This window comes from Aeromicrobium sp. 50.2.37 (assembly GCF_024655735.1).
Lineage (GTDB): Bacteria > Actinomycetota > Actinomycetes > Propionibacteriales > Nocardioidaceae > Aeromicrobium.
The window spans coordinates 73,422-91,816 of the sequence record NZ_JANLGG010000001.1 but is presented as its reverse complement, the minus strand read 5'-3'; the positions used below and the strand labels follow the sequence as shown (position 1 = coordinate 91,816).

Annotated in this window: 15 protein-coding genes; 4 read left to right on the top strand and 11 right to left on the bottom strand. The window is 71.3% G+C overall.

The window, feature by feature from the left end:
• Nucleotides 1-76: 76 nt before the first annotated feature.
• The 5 genes from NUV38_RS00375 to recC form a co-directional block, all read right to left on the bottom strand.
• The gene (locus NUV38_RS00375) at nucleotides 77-760 is read right to left on the bottom strand and encodes a hypothetical protein (RefSeq protein WP_257727234.1); all 684 of its coding nucleotides are present in this window, start codon (nucleotides 758-760) and stop codon (nucleotides 77-79) included.
• A 76-nt stretch (nucleotides 761-836) separates the two neighbouring features.
• Complete coding sequence (locus NUV38_RS00370; RefSeq protein ID WP_257727233.1) at nucleotides 837-1,649, bottom strand: nuclease-related domain-containing protein; 813 nt, start codon at nucleotides 1,647-1,649, stop codon at nucleotides 837-839.
• Nucleotides 1,650-1,724: 75 nt separating this feature from the next.
• Nucleotides 1,725-3,530: an exodeoxyribonuclease V subunit alpha gene (gene recD, locus NUV38_RS00365; protein ID WP_257727232.1), complete on the bottom strand. Its 1,806-nt coding sequence runs from the start codon at nucleotides 3,528-3,530 to the stop codon at nucleotides 1,725-1,727.
• Complete coding sequence (locus NUV38_RS00360; RefSeq protein WP_257727231.1) at nucleotides 3,527-6,886, bottom strand: UvrD-helicase domain-containing protein; 3,360 nt, start codon at nucleotides 6,884-6,886, stop codon at nucleotides 3,527-3,529. The genes recD and NUV38_RS00360 overlap by 4 nt, the downstream gene beginning before the upstream one ends.
• Nucleotides 6,886-10,260, bottom strand: coding sequence for an exodeoxyribonuclease V subunit gamma (recC, locus tag NUV38_RS00355; RefSeq protein WP_257727230.1), 3,375 nt, complete (start codon nucleotides 10,258-10,260; stop codon nucleotides 6,886-6,888). Before recC ends, NUV38_RS00360 begins: the two co-directional genes overlap by 1 nt.
• Before the next feature lie 289 nt (nucleotides 10,261-10,549).
• Here recC and NUV38_RS00350 point away from each other — a divergent pair, with 289 nt between their 5' ends.
• Together NUV38_RS00350 and NUV38_RS00345 are read left to right on the top strand one after the other, a co-directional pair.
• Nucleotides 10,550-11,035 carry a DUF6318 family protein gene (locus NUV38_RS00350; RefSeq protein WP_257727229.1) on the top strand — a complete coding sequence of 162 codons (486 nt, stop codon included), beginning with the start codon at nucleotides 10,550-10,552 and terminating at the stop codon, nucleotides 11,033-11,035.
• Nucleotides 11,032-11,784 carry a hypothetical protein gene (locus NUV38_RS00345; RefSeq protein WP_257727228.1) on the top strand — a complete coding sequence of 251 codons (753 nt, stop codon included), beginning with the start codon at nucleotides 11,032-11,034 and terminating at the stop codon, nucleotides 11,782-11,784. Before NUV38_RS00350 ends, NUV38_RS00345 begins: the two co-directional genes overlap by 4 nt.
• An 11-nt stretch (nucleotides 11,785-11,795) precedes the next feature.
• Here the strand turns inward: NUV38_RS00345 and NUV38_RS00340 are convergent, their stop codons facing one another.
• Nucleotides 11,796-12,746, bottom strand: a complete 951-nt coding sequence (locus tag NUV38_RS00340; RefSeq protein ID WP_257727227.1) for a DUF4262 domain-containing protein — start codon at nucleotides 12,744-12,746, stop codon at nucleotides 11,796-11,798.
• 113 nt (nucleotides 12,747-12,859) lie between these two features.
• Between NUV38_RS00340 and NUV38_RS00335 the strand changes: the two genes are divergently transcribed.
• Together NUV38_RS00335 and NUV38_RS00330 are read left to right on the top strand one after the other, a co-directional pair.
• Nucleotides 12,860-13,231 carry a DUF2256 and DUF3253 domain-containing protein gene (locus NUV38_RS00335; RefSeq protein ID WP_257727226.1) on the top strand — a complete coding sequence of 124 codons (372 nt, stop codon included), beginning with the start codon at nucleotides 12,860-12,862 and terminating at the stop codon, nucleotides 13,229-13,231.
• A gap of 58 nt (nucleotides 13,232-13,289) precedes the next feature.
• On the top strand, nucleotides 13,290-13,829 hold the full coding sequence (locus tag NUV38_RS00330; RefSeq protein WP_257727225.1) for a hypothetical protein: 540 nt from the start codon (nucleotides 13,290-13,292) through the stop codon (nucleotides 13,827-13,829).
• Nucleotide 13,830: 1 nt separating this feature from the next.
• Here NUV38_RS00330 and NUV38_RS00325 read toward each other — a convergent pair whose 3' ends face one another.
• From NUV38_RS00325 to NUV38_RS00305, 5 genes are all read right to left on the bottom strand, one after another.
• Complete coding sequence (locus NUV38_RS00325) at nucleotides 13,831-14,478, bottom strand: dihydrofolate reductase family protein (RefSeq protein WP_257727224.1); 648 nt, start codon at nucleotides 14,476-14,478, stop codon at nucleotides 13,831-13,833.
• 96 nt (nucleotides 14,479-14,574) lie between these two features.
• The gene (locus tag NUV38_RS00320) at nucleotides 14,575-15,210 is read right to left on the bottom strand and encodes a DUF4352 domain-containing protein (RefSeq protein WP_257727223.1); all 636 of its coding nucleotides are present in this window, start codon (nucleotides 15,208-15,210) and stop codon (nucleotides 14,575-14,577) included.
• Nucleotides 15,211-15,406: 196 nt separating this feature from the next.
• Complete coding sequence (locus NUV38_RS00315; RefSeq protein ID WP_257727222.1) at nucleotides 15,407-15,997, bottom strand: hypothetical protein; 591 nt, start codon at nucleotides 15,995-15,997, stop codon at nucleotides 15,407-15,409.
• Nucleotides 15,998-16,074: 77 nt separating this feature from the next.
• Nucleotides 16,075-16,734 carry a hypothetical protein gene (locus NUV38_RS00310; protein WP_257727221.1) on the bottom strand — a complete coding sequence of 220 codons (660 nt, stop codon included), beginning with the start codon at nucleotides 16,732-16,734 and terminating at the stop codon, nucleotides 16,075-16,077.
• Nucleotides 16,731-18,389, bottom strand: a complete 1,659-nt coding sequence (locus tag NUV38_RS00305) for a nuclease-related domain-containing DEAD/DEAH box helicase (protein WP_257727220.1) — start codon at nucleotides 18,387-18,389, stop codon at nucleotides 16,731-16,733. The genes NUV38_RS00310 and NUV38_RS00305 overlap by 4 nt, the downstream gene beginning before the upstream one ends.
• Nucleotides 18,390-18,395: the final 6 nt, after the last annotated feature.

Here is an 18,395-nt window from a genome sequence, read left to right as displayed (position 1 = left end):
ACGTCCCGCGAGGAACGAGCGTGGACGGGGCGTATCGAGACCAGGAACCCCGCGCAGAACGAGACGAGCCGCTACCTCAGCTCTTGTCGTCGGGTCCCGTGGTGAAGACGACCTCGTCCTCGGGCTCGGGGATGTGCTCGTCGGGGTGCGGGGGCCACGTCTCGCCGTCCGCGCCACCGGCCTCGCCGCGTGCCTCGTCGGCCGCCGCCTTGATCTTCCGCGTCGCCTCCGAGGCCGACTCCTCGGCGACCTTCTTCGCGTCGCCGGCCGCATCCTCGACCCTGCCGACCGCGTCCTCGATCGCACCTTCGTCGGCGGCGTCCTTGACGCTCTCACCGACGTCCTTCGCCGCGTGCTTGGCCGTGTCGACGACGTCCTTCACTCCGCCGCCGTCGGCCGCGTCCTTCGCGCTGTCGGCGACGTCCTTCGCTGCACCCTTGGCGGTGTCGACGACGTCACCCACGACGTCGTCGTCCTCCACGCTCTGGCGCACCGACGAGACGACGCCGACGGCCTGCTCGCGCACCTTCTGCGCCGAGTCCTTCACGCTGTGCGCGAGGTCGGCGAGGCGCTCGTCGTCCTGGGCCAGGGTGACCGCGTCCTGAGCCATCCCTTCGGCCTTGCGGACGGCGTCCTGCACGCGCGGGTCGCTCTGGACCTTCTCGGCGGCCTGGCGGATCTGCTCGTACCGCTCACGTCCGGCCCGGGTGCCGAGCACGTAGCCGATGCCGAAGGCCGTCGCGTAGATGAGCTTCTTCATGGGGGTCCTCCCGGGTCGTTGATCGGTCCCGGCAAGCCTGTCAGGGACACCCTCACCCTGCATCTTCGAGGACGGTCTAGGTGCGCACCGGCGTGACGGTCCGGCTCTCGCGCTCCCGCTCGCGGACCACCGCGCGTCGGTTCTCGTCGAACCCCTCGATGCGGGCCACGAGCTCCGTGGCGGTCTTCTGAGAGATGGTCTCGGCCTCGAGGCGGGCGAGCCACGTGCGGAAGCCCGATCCCCGAACGATGGCCACACCATCGACGACCTCGTCGTCGCGCACCGACGACTGCGCGGCACCCCACACGACCACGACCGGGGTCACCGTCAGGGCCTTGCGCGGGGCGCTGTGCCGACCGTGGCTGCGCTGGGTGACGGTGTTGACGAGACCCTTGCCGCGCTGACCCGCACGCTTCGCAGCGGTGGCGAAGGCCACCCGCTTGCCGTCGTCGATGACGCTGCACCACTTCGAGTCGACGACCACGATCCCGCCGCGACGGGTGACGACGAGGTGGTCGATGTCCCCGTTCTCCAGTGCGATGCTGTCGACGGAACGCCAGATGAGTCCCTGACGCTTCGCGGCCTGCAGCTCGGTGGCGGTGTTGTCCTCGCCCCACGCACCGCGGAGCTGGTGGATGGCGTGATCCTCGTGCGCCAGGAAGAGCGTGTGGATTCCCCAGCACAGGGCCACGGCAGAAGCTGCCAGCGCGGCCACGATGACCTCACGCATCACCGAGGTCGGCGGCATCGAGCGCAGAAGGACGATCTCGTACGCCGTCACCACCGCGAAGATCGCGACGAGCCCAGCCACGATCGCCTTGTGCCGCAGCAGCCAGCCACGCAAGAGCTGGCGGTACTGCTTCCTCGGGTACGACGCCTTCTTCCCCATCGAACGCTCCCTCGTCCTCGTGCTCCCAGCACGAGGGTGCCCCAACGCCGGCGCGGACGGGCGGAAACGGACGAACTACCCAGAATTCCTGAGCGCGGCCAGCCGGCGGGCGACGCCACTGGCGCGCGCGGTGCGGCGCTCGACGGCCGCGCGCACGACCTCCGGCGTGGCCACGACGGTGAGGCTCGTGCGGGCGCGGGTGACCGCGGTGTAGAGCAGCTCGCGGGTGAGCACGAGGGAGTCCTCGTCGGGAAGCACGAGGGTGACGTGGTCGAACTCGCTGCCCTGGCTGCGGTGGACGGTGCTCGCGTAGGCGCTCTGCACCGACGACAGCCGCGACGACGACACCTCCACCTGCGTGTCGAGGTGGACGACGAGCCGGTGTCCGTCGTCGACGACCACCCCGACGTCGCCGTTGTTGACCCGCAGCGAGGGGTCGTTGCGCGTGACGAGGACGGGACGGCCGGCGAACCACGGTCGCGACGGATCCGGGAACGTGCGGACCTCGCGCTCGAGCCGCTCGTTCCAGTGGCTCACCCCGAACGGGCCGTCGCGGTGGGCGCACAGCAGCCGGTGCTCGGCCAGGGCCTCGAGGGCACCGCTGACGTCGCCCTCGAGCGCGGCCCGGGCGACGACGCGAGCCTGCTCGGCCGGGCGGTCGTCCACCACGGCGTCGATCTCGTCGGGAGCGCGCAGGGCCAGTCCCTCGACGCCCCCGGTGAGCACGCCGAGGGCGACGTCGGCGTCACCCTCGACCACGGCCGCGGCCAGGTCGCCGATGCCCCCGTCGAACCGGTGCCCCTGCGTCAGGTGGGTGACGGCCGGATGGTCGTGCCCCCCCAGTCCGTCGACGACGTCGCGCAGCACCGCGCCGGCCTCGACGGAGGCGAGCTGCTCGGAGTCGCCGACGAGCACCAGGCGGCAGGTGGGAGGCACGGCCTGGACCAGCCGCTCCATCATGAGCAGCGAGACCATGGAGGTCTCGTCGACGACGACCACGTCGTAGGGCAGCTTCTGGCCCGCGTGGTGCCGGAACGCGGTGCGGTGGTCGGGTCGGGCGCCGAGGAGCCGGTGCAGCGTGACGGCACGCAACGACTCCAGCCAGGTGCGTTCGTCGACAGTGAACACGGCGCCTGAAGCGGCGCCGACGATGGCCTCGCGCATGCGGGCGGCAGCCTTGCCGGTGGGCGCGGCGAGGCCGACGTTCAACGGTCGGGCGTGACCGGCCGACGCGTGCTGGGCCGCGAGCGCGGCCAGCAGGCGGGCGATCGTGGTGGTCTTGCCGGTGCCCGGCCCGCCGGTGAGGATGCTCGTCCAGGAGCGCGCGGCACGCTCGGCCGCTGCTCGCTGCTCGTCGAAGCCGGCCTCGCCGAACAGCCGGTCGAGGTCGGTGCCCAGAGCCACGTCGTCGGTGGCGGGAGCCGGCAGGGCCAGTCGGGTGGCGAGCCGGTCGCAGAGCGAGACCTCGAGGGCGTGGTAGCGGGCGAGGTGCAGCAGCGGCTCCTCCGCGACGAGCACCCGGTCGCGGCCGGTCGCCAGCGGACTGGCCACGATGCGCGCCCACCAGGCGGGGACGTCGTCGGCGAAGGACGGCCACGGCAGGTCGGGCGCCTCGACCCGGAGGTCGGCCACCACCGGTGCGAGCTCGATGCACGACGACCCCAGACGCACACCGCGCACGGCCAGGGCGACGGCCAGCAGCACCGCCTCGTCGTCCTCGCTGCCGAGACGGCCGACGGTGCGGGCCACGTGCACGTCGGCCGCCGCGAGCAGCCCGGCACGGTTGAGCACCGCCAGGACGCCGGAGTCGGGCGCCTGGACGACCTGGCGGTCGAACGGGTCGAGTGCGTCGTCGCCCACGGCGATCGGCTGTTCGCTCATCGCGCGAGCCTCCCGTCGAGCAGGTCGCTCAGCCCGACCACGAGCGACGTCGGCGGGCGCCACGCGAACACGCCGTAGGGCGCGCCGTCGGCGCCACGTGGGACGTCGGGACCGGTCATCCCGCGCACGAAGAGGTACAGGACGCCCGCCAGGTGCTCGTCGGGGTCGTACCCGCGCAGCCGCCAGCGCAGGAACCGGTGCTGTGCGACGGCGTAGAGCAGGGCCTGCAGCGGGTAGGTGGTGTGCAGCATCGCGCCGGCGAGACGGTCCGGGGCGTAGGCCTCCAGTCCTCCCCCGGCGTCGGTGAGGTCGGGGCCCTCGAGCCGGTTGGTCTTGTGGTCGACGACGAGCGAGCGGTCGCCGTCGAGCCGCAGCAGCAGGTCGATGGACCCGGTGAGGTAGCCGCGCAGGGTGCGGCCGCGCAGGGACGCGTCGCGGAGCTCGGCCGCGAAGGGTCGCAGCGGGTCGGCCGCCGCGAGGTGCTGGTCCATCAGGTCGGCGACGTCGGCGAGGGTGCCAGGGCGATCCACCCGGCCGCGACGGTCACCGCCGGCGAGCGGCAGCTCGAAGTCCATCTCGCGGAAGGGTCGCCGAGCGAGCGCCTCGGCGAGGGTCAGGTCGTCCGCGAGCACGCCCAGGGGTGTGCGCAGCGCGCCGACGAGGGCCGGCACGAGCGCCTCGACGTCGACCGCGATCGGTCGGCGGGCCAGCTGCTCCTCCACCCGCAGCCGCACCTCGCGCTCCATCGCATCGGTGCTGGTGGCCATGACGTCGGCGTCGACGTCCTCGAGCACCCCGTGGACGAGGGTGCCGAGCGCAGCGCCTCCGACGAGGTCGGCCCAGGGCGACGGACCGAGCGTGGGCGCATCACCGACGTCGGCGACCACGTCGACCTCGTCGTCGGGGCCGACGGTCTCGGGCTCGCTGGCCACCGAGCGTCCGTCGTCGCGGCGCACGAGGGACGTGTAGGAGGTGCGCGTCCAGGTGGTGTCGACCTCGCGCCCAAGTCGGCGGAGCACGAGCTCGGTGCCGTCGGCGGGTGCGGGGTCGAGCGGCAGCGTCTGGGTGACCATCTGCTCCACGACCGGACCGCCGCGGTCCTGCCAGGCGCGCAACCGCGCGACGGCATCGTGGTCGGACGGAACCGGCTGGGTGTCGGGCACGACCGGGTCGTCGGGGTCGCGTCGGAACAGGGCGCGATGCAGGGCGGCGTGCTTGCCGTTGAACGTGGGCGCCCAGTGCATGACCAGACGGGACTGGGCTCGGGTCATGGCGACGTAGAGCAGCCGGAGGGCCTCGCCGGCCCGCTCGGCGTCGGAGCGGTCGGCATGGGTGCGCCACGAGGGTCCGTCACCGCCGACGTCGAGGCAGCGGCGGCCGTCGGCGTCGTGCAGGCGCACCATCGTGGGCGTGGGGACGTAGCGGTCGAACAGGAACGGCACGTAGACGACGGGGTACTGGAGCCCCTTGCTCACGAAGGTGGTGACGATCTGCACGGCGTCGGCGTCGGTGTCGAGCCGACGGGTGCGGTCGGCCGACGGGGCGCTCTCGGACCGTCGGTCGAGCAGCCAGCGCAGCAGCCCCGAGAGGCCGAGGCCATGCTCGCGAGACGCGCCGGCGAGCACGTGGCCCACGTGCTCGAGGTCGGTGAGCTGTCGTCGGCCGCCCTCGTGACGCAGCAGTCGCTCCACGACCGCCGGGTCGCCGGTGAGTGCCTCGACCATGCCGGCGGTGCCACGCTCGCGCTGCAGGTCGGCGAGGTCGCGCAGCTGGGCGGAGACGCGGTCGGTGAGGCCATCGCCGTCGGGGTCCGCTCCCCCGGTGGCGAGGTCGGCGGCGGCGAGGCCGAGGAACGGTCCGAGGGCCGCAGCGCGCACGTAGCCGCTGCGGTGCGGGGACTCCAGCGCCGTGAGCAGCGTGACCCACTGCAGCCCGGCGTCGCTCTGCAGAACGTCGGGGCCACCGCTGCGGACGGCGGGCACACCCAGTCGGGCGAGAGCCTCGTGCAGCAGGTCGGCCTCGAGGTGACGCTCGACGAGGATCGCGACGTCGCCGGCGGTGAGCGGGACCGGGCCCGCCCCGTGGTCGTAGGTAGCACCGCTGCGCAGGAGGGCGGCGATGTCGCCGGCCACGTCGGCGGCGACCCGCGGGCGCACGTCGCCGATCTTGAGGGGCGCGTCGGACTCGTGCTGGGCGTCGCTGCGCAGCAGGGCACGGAGCCTGAACGGCGCCTCGTGCGTGGGGTCGTGCAGGCGTGAGCCGGTGAGGGCGGCGCGCGCGGGGCGCACGAGGATCTCCGGGTCGCCCAGTGCCGCACCGCGCAGCACGGTGTCGACGGCGGCCACGAGCGGCTCGTCGCTGCGGTGGTTCTCGACGAGGGTGCGGCGCGTGTCGGCCTGGGCGGCGGCGCGCAGGTAGGTGTCGACGTCGCCGCCGCGGAAGCCGTAGATGGCCTGCTTGGGGTCGCCGACGAGCACCATCGTGGCGTGGCCGAGGAAGGCCCGCTCCAGGATCTGCCACTGCACCGGGTCGGTGTCCTGGAACTCGTCGACGAGCACGAACCGCCACCGGTCGCGCATGACGGTGCGGGCGGGTGACGCCTCGGGCTCCAGGGCCTCGGCGAGTCGCTGCAGCAGGTCGTCGTAGGACAGGGTGCGGGCGGCGAGCCGGCGTCGGGCCGACTCGTCGCGGACGGCCCCGGCGAAGCGCCGACGCAGGTCGGGCGGTGACCCCTGCGGGGCGTCGGTGGGCAGCAGGTGGGCCGACGGGTCCTCCACGGCGCGACGACCGAGCTGGCCCGCCTCGGCGTGGTCGAAAGGAGGTGTCGCGCCCATGCCGACGGCGCGCAGGTAGAGGTCGGCGACGACCTGGTCGACGATCTCGGTGTCGTCCTCGATGAGCGCCGACCCGGGCTCGACGTCGCCGGTGGTGCCGAGGCTGCGCAGCACGGCGTGGCAGAAGCCGTGGGTGGTGGTGATGGTGGCCTCGTCGAAGCGGGCGACGGCGCGCCGGAGCCGACGTCGGCGCTGGGCGCGCTCGGCCTCCGGTGCGTCGAGCAGGAGGGTCAGGAGCGCGTCGGACTCGGGCGCGCTGCCCGTGGTGAGGGTGGTGTCGGCCTCCACCAGGCGCTCGCGCACGCGGTCCTTCAGCTCGGCGCTCGCGGCGCGACCGAAGGTGACCACCAGCAGGTCGTCGAGCTCGGCGTGGCCCTCGGCGACCAGGCGGGTGACGAGCGCGGCGATGGCCCAGGTCTTGCCGGTGCCGGCGCTGGCCTCGAGCAGCGTGGTGCCGGTGGGCAGCGGGTCGGTGATGTCGAACTCGGCGACGTCGACGACGGAAGGGTGGCGCTCGCTCATCAGGCACCGTCCAGCCGGTCGAGCAGCGGCGTCCAGAGGGTGACGGCGTGCTGGTCGAGCCCGCGCGTGACGAGCGCGGAGAAGGGCAGGCCGGGGCCGTAGACGAGCCGGTGGTAGGCGTCGGCGTCCTCACCGGGGATGTCGCGGCTGCCGACCCACTCCCGCTCGGCGAAGACCTCGGCGAGCTGCGGCTTGCCACGTCGGATGCCGGAGGCGTAGGCCTGCGACGTCTTGACCGGGAGCGGCAGCGGGCGCTTCGTGCCGAGGGCGTGGAGGTCGAGGACCTCGGCGAGGATTGCGCGCGCCTCGTCGTCGGTGGGTGGCGCGATGGTGGCGACGCCGGGTGCCTTGCCGCGTCCGGCCGACACCCGACCGACGAGGTGCATCGGCAGCCCCTGGCCTGCGGCGGCGAGCGCGAGCACGTCGACCCAGGCCTCCACCAGCTGGCGTCCCTGCACGGTCGACGGCGTGACCCTCAGCGCGTGCGCGGGGTGCACGTCGGCGACGGTGCCGACCACGCGACGACCGTCGGCCAGCTCGACATCGACGTCGACGCTGTGCGCGGCCTCGGTGCGCAGCGGTGCGGCGAAGGCGAAGATGTCGCCCACGAGCCTGCGGCTCTTCTGCAGGGTGGAGGCGGCGAGCGGTCCGGGCGGAAGGAGACCCCTGCGCAGCTCGTCGGCCTCGGCCTCCTCGCCCGGGGCGCCGGCCAGGACGGCTTCGAGCACCCGGCGACTGACGCCCCACTGCTCGAGGTGGCCGACGTCGAGCGGGATCGCGTCGTCGACCGGCTCGTCCTCGTAGGGCAGGCGCACGTCGAGCCGCCCGGTGACGAACGCCTTGACGGGGTGGCGCACGAGCTCGCGCAGCTGGTCGAGGGTGACCACGTCCGCGCGCTGCTCGGGCAGGCTCTCGGGCAGGAAGAGCGCTGCCGGCTCGGGTTCGCGGGTGGTGGCACGGGCCCCGGCGTAGGCGGCGGCGTCGAAGCTGAACGCCGTGCCGGGCAGCAGCGCGTCGGGCGTGAAGGACCGCACGTCGAACGACTGCAGAGGGTGGTGGACGGTCACGTGGTCGCGGACGTCTGCGCCCGGGACGGTCCGGTCGAGCTGGTCGAGCAGCTCGCCGACGGGCGTGGCGGGCGGCAGCGGGCGACCGGTGTGCTCGCTGGCGCCGGTGTAGGTGATGACCAGGTGCTCGGTGGCCGAGAGCACGGCGTCGAGGAACAGCTGGCGGTCCTCACCGGCGGCGTCGCGCTCACCGACGAGCGGGGTGCGGGCAAGCACGTCGTCGCCGAGCGGCGTGGGGGTGCGCGGGAACGCGTCGGCGTCGACCCCCAGCAGGCAGACGACCCGGTGCGGCACCGAGCGCATCGGCACCATCGTGCAGACGGTCAGCGAGCCGGTGCGGAAGCTGGTGCGAGTGGGGCGCGGGGCGAAGGCGTCGGCCAGGAAGGCCCCGACCTCGACGACGGTGAGGGTGCCCCCTGTTCCGTCCTCGCCTCCCACCTCGGAGGCACCGACGGCCGGTGCGGCGAGCTCGGCGAGGATGCGCAGCACCTGCTCCTTCTGCCAGGCGTCGCGCGGTGGCACGTCGGTGAGCATGTGAACGGCGCGGGCGAGCAGGTCGGACCAGTCGGCGATCGGCTGCGGCTCGGCGTCGGCGAGGACGGAGCCGAGCCGGGCGACGGCCTCGTCGAGGCGTCCGACGAGGTCGACGGCGGTGCTGCCGAGGTCGTCGAGCGGAAGCACGCCGCCCAGGCGGTTGCCGGGCTGGCCGTCGTGCCGCTGGCCGTCGGTGGCGACGCCGAGCGCGAGCCGGTCGAGCCCGGAGCGCCAAGTGTTCTGGGCGAGGCCGGCGAGGTTCCAGGCGCCACGGGCGTCGGCGTCGACGCCCCAGCGGATGGCGGTCTGGGCGGTCCAGGTGTCGACCTGCTCGAGGTCGTCGTCGCTGAGGCCGAAGCGTCGTCGCACGGGAGCGAGGCCGAGCAGGTCGCGCACCTCGGTGGCGGTGGTGCGGCGGGCGGCGGCGATGTCGACCACGCGCTGGAGCACCTCGGCCACGGGGTTCACGGCGCCGGTGGCGCGGTCGGCGAGCCGCACCCGCAGGCGGTGGCCGGGGTGGTCGACGCCGGCCACGTCGTCGAGTCCGAAGGCGGCCTCGACGAGCGGGGCGAAGGTCTCGACGTCGGGGCACATGACGAGTACGTCGCGCGGCTCGAGGGTGGGGTCGTCGGCGAGCAGGCCGACGACCACCTCGCGCAGCACGTCGACCTGGCGGGCAGGTCCGTGGCAGGCGTGCACCTGCACGGAGCGGTCGAGCGGGTCGAGGGTGCGCGCTCCCCCGTCGATGGGCTCGTCGGTGGGTCCGTCGTGGTCGGCGGCGAGGTCGCGCTGGAGGGCGCCGAGCAGGGTGGCGCGGCAGTCGGGCGCGGGCAGGTGCTCGACGTCCGCCTCGCCGGGCAGCGCGAGCAGGGCGTGCTGCAGCTCGCTCACGTCGCGCGCGCAGGCGGTGAGGAAGGTGCTGCCGGTCTCGAGCGTCTCGACCTCGTCGCGCCGTGGCGCGTGGCCGTCGTGCGTGCGCCCAGCGGTGGCGGCGACGGCGTCCCAGCGGGCGCGCGAGGGGTGCGGGAGCCAGAGGTGCACGTCGCGCACCTGGGCGAGCGCGTCGACGACGTCGAGCTCGGCGTGCGGCATGCGGGTGTGGCCGAAGAACGAGAGCCGCTGCGGCAGGTCGGGGTCGAGGTCGCCACTGCGCAGGCGCGCGGCGGTGTCGGCGAGCCGCCGGTCGGGTGAGGGATGACCGTCGAGCCGGGCGGCGACGCGTCGCCACACCTCGGCCTGCCAGCGGCTCTCGGGGCGCAGCGGAGCACCGAGCCCGTCGACGTGGTCGCCTGCCCCCCACGCCTGCACCATCCACGGGCGTTGGACGGCGTAGCCGTGCAGGAACGACGCGACCCGACGCGCGGTCGGGTAGCGCCGGCTGCGGCGCAAGGCTTCGTCGGCGGGCGCCATCCCCCGCCCCACGTGGCGGGCGACGATCTCGAGCCACGGCTCGTCAAGGTGGGTGTCGAGGACATCGAGCACGGTCCGCGCGAGCCGACCGCTGGCCCACGGGTCGTCGCGGTCCTTCTCGGTGAGCTCGGACAGCAGGTGCATCGGGCGGACGAACTCCACGCCGGCGCAGATCCCGTCGTCGCGCCCGTCACTGACCCCGAGCGAGTGGCTGATGGTCTGCGCGAGCCACCGCTCCACCCCATTGGCGGCGACCACGACCACGTCGCGCTCGAACGGGTCCGCGGGCGGCTCCGCGAGCAGCCGCGCCAACCCGTCGGCAAGCACGTCGGCTCGCTCCGCACGATGGATCGTCAAGGCCACGCCCCGAACCTAGCCGCCCACCCGGACACCCCGCTCCCACCCGTCCCCACAGCTCCCCCAAGAGGTAGGTAGCCCGCGGAATGGGTCGTCGAGGTAGGTGGCCCGCGAAACCCGAGCCCCGGAGGTAGGTAAGCCGCGCTTACGGGCCGCGTATCCGCGGCGGGTCTACCACCCCTCCAGGAATTGCGCGCGCCACCTACCTCGGATGCTCCACCGGAGCTGGGGACGACGGTCTTCACGTCCCCGGGCGATTTCGCTAGGTTCGGACCGTCAGATCGGGGGATCCACGTTGTCAGTCATCACCAGAACCGCCGCCATCGCGGCCCTTCTCCTCGCCTCCGCCTGCTCAGGCCAGCCGGAGATCCTCGAGCCCGACCCAACGGCTCCTGCGCCGAGCGCACCTTCCGCGACCCCACCCCGACTGCCAAATCAGGCAACCGAATCCAGCGAGGAAGGCGCTGCATCTTTCGCTGCTTACTGGATAGACCTGTTCAACTTCGCGTCCCGAACGGGAGACACTTCTCAACTACGCGAAGTCAGCGCTGGATGCAAGCCATGTCTAGAGTTCGCTGATTCAGCTGCTGATCTCGATGCAGCGGACCGTCCGAGCGGTGACGTATGGAGGATCAAATCCACGGTGGTCTCTAGGGATGAAATCGCCTCCGACGTGAAGTTCGAGATTGATCTGCTCGGAGGGGAAACCTCGACCGTCGCGTTCGAGCTTTCTCCCTCTGCACCATTCACCGTTAGCGACCTCTACAGGGTGAGCAAGTGAGCCCCCGCACGGCTGCGGCGACAGTCTTCCTCCTAAGTACTCTTGTGTTCCCGACAGCAGCAGAGGCAGACGTTGACGTCGTGCCTGACGGACTCAATCCAAACCTTGGCCTCAAAGCAACGAAGTGGGAGGCCGGCGGACGCAAGCGTGCCTCGAGTGGCGGTGTCCCCGCTCGGGCGGTTCGCCAACGCAAGGATTCGTCCTGCTTTTTCAACACTTCGCGAGTTAGCGAACGGCGGTTTGAGCGCACCTACCGCTGCGGCGCCCGCGGCACCACCGCCACCGACGCCCAACCCGCCTCCTCCCCTCAAGTCACCGAGGGCGACATCCGCCGCGCGGTCAGCGAGATCCCGATGCCGTCGTTGCAGATCCAGGTGCAACCGGGCGAGCGGACCCTCGTGAACGTCCCGACGATCTTCCACACCGACCCGCGGACACTGCGCGAGAGCGTGACGCTGCTGGGCTTCGACATCGACGTCGAAGCCACTCCCACCCGCTACACCTGGCACCCGGGCGACGGGACGTCGAAGTCCACCACCAAGCCCGGCCGCCCCTATCCGGCGAAGGACGTCACCCACACCTACCGCCGTGTGGCCGACGAGGTCCGGCCTCGCGTCGACACCACCTACTCGGTCCGGTACCGGGTCGACGGCGGCGCCTGGACCCCCCTCGGCCAGACGCTCACCGCTCAGGGCGCACCCACCTCCCTCGAGGTCGAGGAGGCCGCGCCCGTTCTCGTGACCCCATGACGTCCGTCGCGTCAACCAGTCGCGAAGTCCACGTAGGGAGTCCACAGCTGACGAACCTGGCTGATCCGCCATGGTTCGATCACGTCCTCGACGACGGCCGCACCGAGGCACGCGAAGAGTGCGAGGTGAAGGTCGTACGCGACGACAGGCTCGAGCTCTCGTCGTGAGATACCCAACCGCCGGGCCTCGCGCCCCAGGCTCGTGCGCCAGCTCCCCCGACGGGTGACGATTCGCTCGACCTGGTGCGACAGGTCGTGCGCGGCCTCGACCGCACCGACCCGCCCGACACTGCGTGCGACGGACTGCACTGCGACTTGAGCCTGTGACGGCCGGCCGACCTCGCCATCGGCCAGCCGGGACGCGAGTGCTGCTGCGGGCACTCCGGCGAGCGCGTTCGCCACGGCAAGCACCCACGGCGTGAGCGGGCCGTACACCTGGGTCGTCTCGAAGGTCACCGGTGCACGGTCGCCACCGATCGCGGCCACCCGGAGGGACGTGGCGCGCAACGTGGCGATCCGTTCGCGCCACAAGCACTCCGAACCGGCGACGATGCCTGGGTCTGACTCGATGGCCGACCGGTGCAACGACCAGCGGAGCGGAACGACGAGCGGTCCCTGTGCGCCGAACGCGTCGCACTCCCGCTTCGGGACTGGGGCTCCCACCGAGATCTGCATCCGGGCAAGACCGTCGTCGAGGTCGACGCTGCGTGTGTCACCGACCTGGAGTCGACCGTCGAGCCACTCCCAGGCGAATTCGTTGAGGAGATGGCAGAGGTCCTGCGACGACAGCTTGTAGTCGGCGCCGACGTCGAGGCCGTGCGTGGGCCTGGCCCACGCATGTAGCTCGTGCATCCCCCGTTCGCCCAACCCAATGGTGTAGGCGAAGTCCGAGCCGCCACCGTCGGGATCGAAGACCGCTTGCACCTGCCAGAACGGTGTGCGAGTCGTCGTGTCGTGATTCATCTGATGTCTTCCCCTGGATCGATGGATTCGACACTATGTTCGAGTCCCGACATGCCTTCCCCGCGTCCACGGCCGGGCGTGCGAACCGGACCAGCCCGGCGCAGACTGGACCGGTGCCACCCGAACCGAAGACCTGCGCTTCCTGCGGACGGACGATCGAGTGGCGCAAGAAGTGGGAGCGTGACTGGGACCAGGTGCGCTACTGCTCCACCGCCTGCCGCAAGCGCGGAGTGACCAAGACCGACCAGGCATTGCAGGACGCGATCATCGAGCTGCTCGACCAGCGCGCCGCCACCTCGACGATCTGCCCGTCCGAGGCCGCGAAGCAGGTCGACCCCGACGGTTGGCGCGACCTTATGGAGCCCGCCCGACGCGCGGCCCGTCGACTCGTCGACGAGGGCAGGGTCGAGATCACGCAGGGCGGACACGTCGTCGACCCGTCCACCGCGAAGGGCCCGATCCGGGTGCGCAAGGCACGCAGCTGACCCCTGGAGCAGCACCGCCCCGCGGGCCGCGTGGACCGATCGTCTAACGTCGGCAGACGTGGCCAAGATCCTCCCCCAGTTCGCCCGGTGGACCCCCGTAGCACTCGACGTCCTGCGCGAGACCGCGTCGCGCTACGGCGCCGTGATCACCGTCTCCGACCTCGCCGACGAGGTACTCAAGCGCACGCGCGTCGAGAGCCCGACGTCGCGCCGCACGTGGCTCGGTGACCTCATGGAGATCACCGCCCTCGCAGCAGCTCGCGCGGGCGACCCGCCGCTCACGTCGCTCGCCGTCCAGCGCGACGGCACCGTGGGCGACGTCTACGGGCGCGCCGTGCTGGCCGCGACCGGCGACGTCGTGAAGGACGTCGAGCAGCGCGCTGCCGAGGATCGCCTGCTCTGCTACCGGGCGCTTGCCACCGACCTGCCGGCTGACGGCGGCACTCCCCGACCGGCCCGCGTCCGCACCACGCGCGCAGCGTCCGGATCGACCACCACCGTCAAGCGTGTCGTGAAGCCGGAAGACCGGCCCGCGAAGATCTGCCCCACCTGCTTCATGGCGCTGCCCGCGACGGGCATCTGCGACAACTGCGACTAGCTCAGGGCGTCTTCTTCTCGAAGGTCAGGTGCGTGACGCCGCTCGGCGACGCCACGACCTGTACGTCGTAGTCGTCCTCGAGTCCCTCGAGGCCGCTCCACAGGTGCGCCCCGCGGTCGAGGACGATCGGCACCTGGACCACGTGCATGTGGTCGACGAGTCGCGCGGCGAGGAACTGACGGACCACGTCGGCACCGCCGCCGATCCTGACGTCGAGGTCGCCGGCCGACTCCTTCGCACGAGCGAGTGCCTCGACCGCAGATGCGTCGACGAAGTGGAACGTCGTCCCGCCGTCCATCTCGATCGAGGCGCGAGGCTGGTGCGTCAGCACGTAGACCGGCGTGTGGAAGGGCGGGTTGTCGCCCCACCAGCCACGCCAGTCCGCGTCGTCCTGCCACCCGGGCGGCCCGAACTTGTTGGCGCCCATGATCTCCGCACCGATGCCGTGCTCGTGCTGCTGCGCGAAGGCGTCATCCATCCCCGAGTTGCCGGGATCGCCGCCCATCATCGCGGCACCGAACCGAGTGGCGAACATCCACGTGTGCAGCCGTTGACCGGCGTGGCCCATCGGCGTCTCGAGCGACTGCGGCTCCCCAGCGGCAAACCCGTCGAGGGAGACGGACAGGTTGTGGATGCGGACACGGGTCATGAAGCCAGTTCTACTCCACTCCTCGGTCGGTCCGGTTGCCATGAGTCGCAGGCGCCCCGCCACCGGTCGTGAAGGACGCCCGCGACGCATGCGTGGTCAGAGGCCGAGGTCGACGTACGCCGTTCCGCGACCGAAGAGGTCGCTGACCTCGAGCTGCGCACCCTTGACCGCGTCCTCCGGGACGTCGAAGACGAGGATCCCCGTCTTCGGGACGTCGGGCTGCATGTCCTCGAAGATGAGTGCCTCACCGTCGTCGCCGATGGCGGCGAAGGTGCCGTCGTTGTCCGTCGAGTACTTCTTGTCGTTGGAGCCGACGAGCTTCGCGGCCGTGTCGGAGAACGTCTTGGTCTCATCCTTGGTGTTCTCGATGGTCAGCTCGATCACCACGTAGACGCCGCCGGCCTCCTCCGAGAAGAACTCACTGCCGACGGCGCCCTGCGTCTTCGCGCTGTTGACCGTGTAGGTCGTGCCCTCAAGCTCGACCGACTCGCCGATGGCCACGGGGTCGGCCTTCGTCACCTTGGCGCCGTCGTCCGAGCCGCCGGACCCGCCACCGCGGGTGGCTCCGTCCTCACCGCCGCTACCGAGCGCCGCGGCCACGATGATGACACCGACCACGATCGCGGCGATCCACCGCTTCTTCTTGTACCAGGGACGCGAGGCCTTCGCGTAGGCCTTCGCCGCCTTGGCTGCGGCCTTCGGGTTCTGCTGCTCGTGCTGAGTCTCGGACATGGTCGATCCCCCGTCTTCGGTGATGTGGAGTCGTCACCGTAGGCCGGATCGGCCCGCGTACTCAGCGATTCCCGTGGCTCGATGTGACCACTCGACCTGACTCGGGAGCATGGCTTCGCCTGTTCTCCTCCGTGACCTCCTGGACGTCGGACCCGGAACCACGAAGTCGCACCCTGTATAGACGCTCCAGGGAATGTCAGCGCTGCTGTCCAACGACGATCCGCCCAGGTCCCGTCCCCAGGAATGCGCTCAGTCTGGCGGGCGCGGAGTGCCGGCGAAATACGTTCAACGCACTCAGGTTCGTCGTGGGATCGACTGGGCCCACGGTCACCAGGCGATCGCCAAGGAGCATCTCCGGCTCCGCGGCGGCGAGGTCCAGGTGCGGGACGCCCACGACCACGGCCGTCCGGCGAGCACGGGCACGGTGACGGACGGCCGCGAGCCAGTCATCCTGGTGGTCCACCAGACCCTCCGCACCGTCGATCACCAGGAGGTCCAGGACTCCGGGACCCGATTCTCTCGGCGCCGTCAGCAGCGCCCCGAGGCCGTCTCCCGCCCCCATGACCCGGAACGTGCCATCCACGCCACCGGCGTCGCACACCGCGATCCCCAATGTGTACCCATCGACGTGCCGTGACGCCACGAGCATGGTGCGGCCGGCAGCGGACGCTTGGGCGGCGATGTCCGTCACCACGACGCCTCGTTCGATCAAAGGCCCGCAGACGACCCACACACAGCCGAGTCCGAGCTCGCCGGCCAGCTCGCCGATCACCCCGTCGAGCTTCACGGAACGACTCTCGTAGAAGTCCCGCGCCCCCATGGCGTCAGCGAGGCGAAAAGGCGGAAGACCCGACGGTGCGGTACTCACAAGGATCGCTGAAGCTTCCAGATCGCGTGGTCGAGCTCGGTGACGTCGTCGAAGGGGTGCGTCGAGGCGAGCAACAGGTCGCGGGCGTACTCACTGCTGAACCGATCCCCCGACCCATCGTTCCTGGCGGCTCGACCTACGTACCTGATGACGTGCACGTCGGCCTTCACGTCCGGCTGACCGAGCAGCATCGAGAAGTACGACCATGTCACCGGGCCCAACCCCTTCGTCCCGATGTAGGCCCACTTCGCGGCGAGACGAAGCTGGGGATCTGCGAGTTCACCTGCGTGCTTGACTCCTTCCTCCACCAAACGACCAGCAGCCTCCTCGACCACCTCGACCTTCGATCGGCCACCCGTGGTGGAGTGGTTCGAGGCCACCGCTCCGAGGCTCGGGCTTGCCTGGGTCGCCAGGAACGTCAGGTCGTCGGGCCGGTCCACACCTCGCGCCTCGCGCCAACTCGCGACGACACGCCGAACTCCTATGTCGGGAGTGGCGCCATACCTCGCGCGGATCGAGAACACGGCATCGATGAGCGCTGACTCGATCTCCTCCGGATAGCCGCCAGGCCAGCCCGGGTCCTCCCTGGTGGGGAAGTCCTTTCGGATCGCAGCATTGAGCGCGTTGAGGTCTTCACGGAATCCGGACACGGTCATGCTCCTCTGATCTTCCTCAGCACCGCCGGTCCCCCGACGGACTCGATGTGCTCCGGGTCGCCACACACCACGAGCAGGTCCCGTGCGCGGGACAGCCCGACGTAGAGGCGCTCCATGGCGCGCTCGCGGTCGGGCTGCTCGTTGAGCGCGAGCACGACGGCGGGACGCTCGAGTCCCTTGAAGCCCATGACGTGGCCGTAGAAGACCTGGTCCTTGTCCCAGAAGGAGTCCCAGTAGGACTCCCAGCCGGCCTCCTGGCGAGCCTTCTGCTCGGGGTGTCGCGGACCGGTGGCGATGAGCGCCAGGTCCGACGGCTGCCAGCCCTCGTCGAGCAGCTGCTCGACGACGTCGTCGGCGTGCTCGATGGCCTGGTCCCACCCGCAGGGCACGAACCGGACCTCGGGGCCGTCGTGCTGGGAGATGCGCATCTTGTTGGGCGCCATGGACGAGAACGTGGACGAGATCTGCTTGGTGTTGCGCAGGTTCTGGTCGAGCACGAGGGTCACGAGGTCGGCCGGCGGGCCACCGAAGCGCGAGAACACGCGCTGGCCCTCGTCGGAGAAGACGTAGAGCCCGTCGTCCTCGTACTTCAGCGCCTCCATGACCACGGGCCACCAGAGGTCGGCGAAGTCCTGCGCCTCGTCGATGACGATCGCGTCGTACAGGTCGGCGAGGGGCTGCTTGGCGGCCAGATCGAGCATGATCTCAGGCAGCTCGACCTCCCAGAAGTTCGAGTCGTCGTCGCTGCCCTCGGGGGCACCCCACTCGCGACCGATGTCGTGGAACGTCCCGACGTACGCAGGCTGCTCACCGGCCGGGAAGGTCGAGACCCGGCGCTTCATCCACTGGGCGAGGCCTCGCGAGTAGCAGATGAGGGCGACGCGCTTGCCCTGTCGCGCGAGACGACGCGCCTGCTCCACGGCCAGCCAGGTCTTGCCGCTGCCCGCGCCGCCGCGCACCTCGACACGCGTGATGAGGCTCGTGACGTCGAGGATGCGACCCTGCTCGGCACTGAGCCGCTCCACCACGTCGTCCCGCTCGGCGATGCTCGCCTCGATCGACAGCTGGCCGTCACGCTGGGGCAGGAACCGACCGCTGAGCGCCTCGAAGATGGCGACGGTGTCGGCGGCGTCAGTCGGGCGTCGGGTGCTGGCCTGGACGTCGAGCAGCGTGCGAAGCCGATTGCCGATGTCGGACAGATCCTTGGCGTCCACGATCATCGACCGCTCGCACTCGGGATGGCTGAAGCGTGGGTCGACCTCGCTCGCCGGGAGCACGATGGCGTGCGCCCACCGGACCCTCGTGCGACCGAACCAGGCCGGCGAACCCTCGACCCAGTCCTGCAGCACGTACTTGTTGCTGAGGGCCTGGTCGACCGGTCGGATCCGCTTCGGCTCGGGGTTCCAGTCCTGCCACCACGACTCCCCGTCGTGCCAGACCTTGTTTCCCTTGACCTCCAGCACCACGACCCCGTGGCCGTCCAGCACCACGGCGAAGTCGAGCTCGTGGTCGTTTCCGCGGACGGTGAAGCGCTGGTTCGCGATGATCAGGTCGCGCTCCCCCAGCTGCGCCACGAGTGCCGCCCACACACGCCGCTCGGAGGCGTTGACGAACGACGGCTCGGACGGCCAGGTCATGGGGGAAGTCGACGGCATGGGACG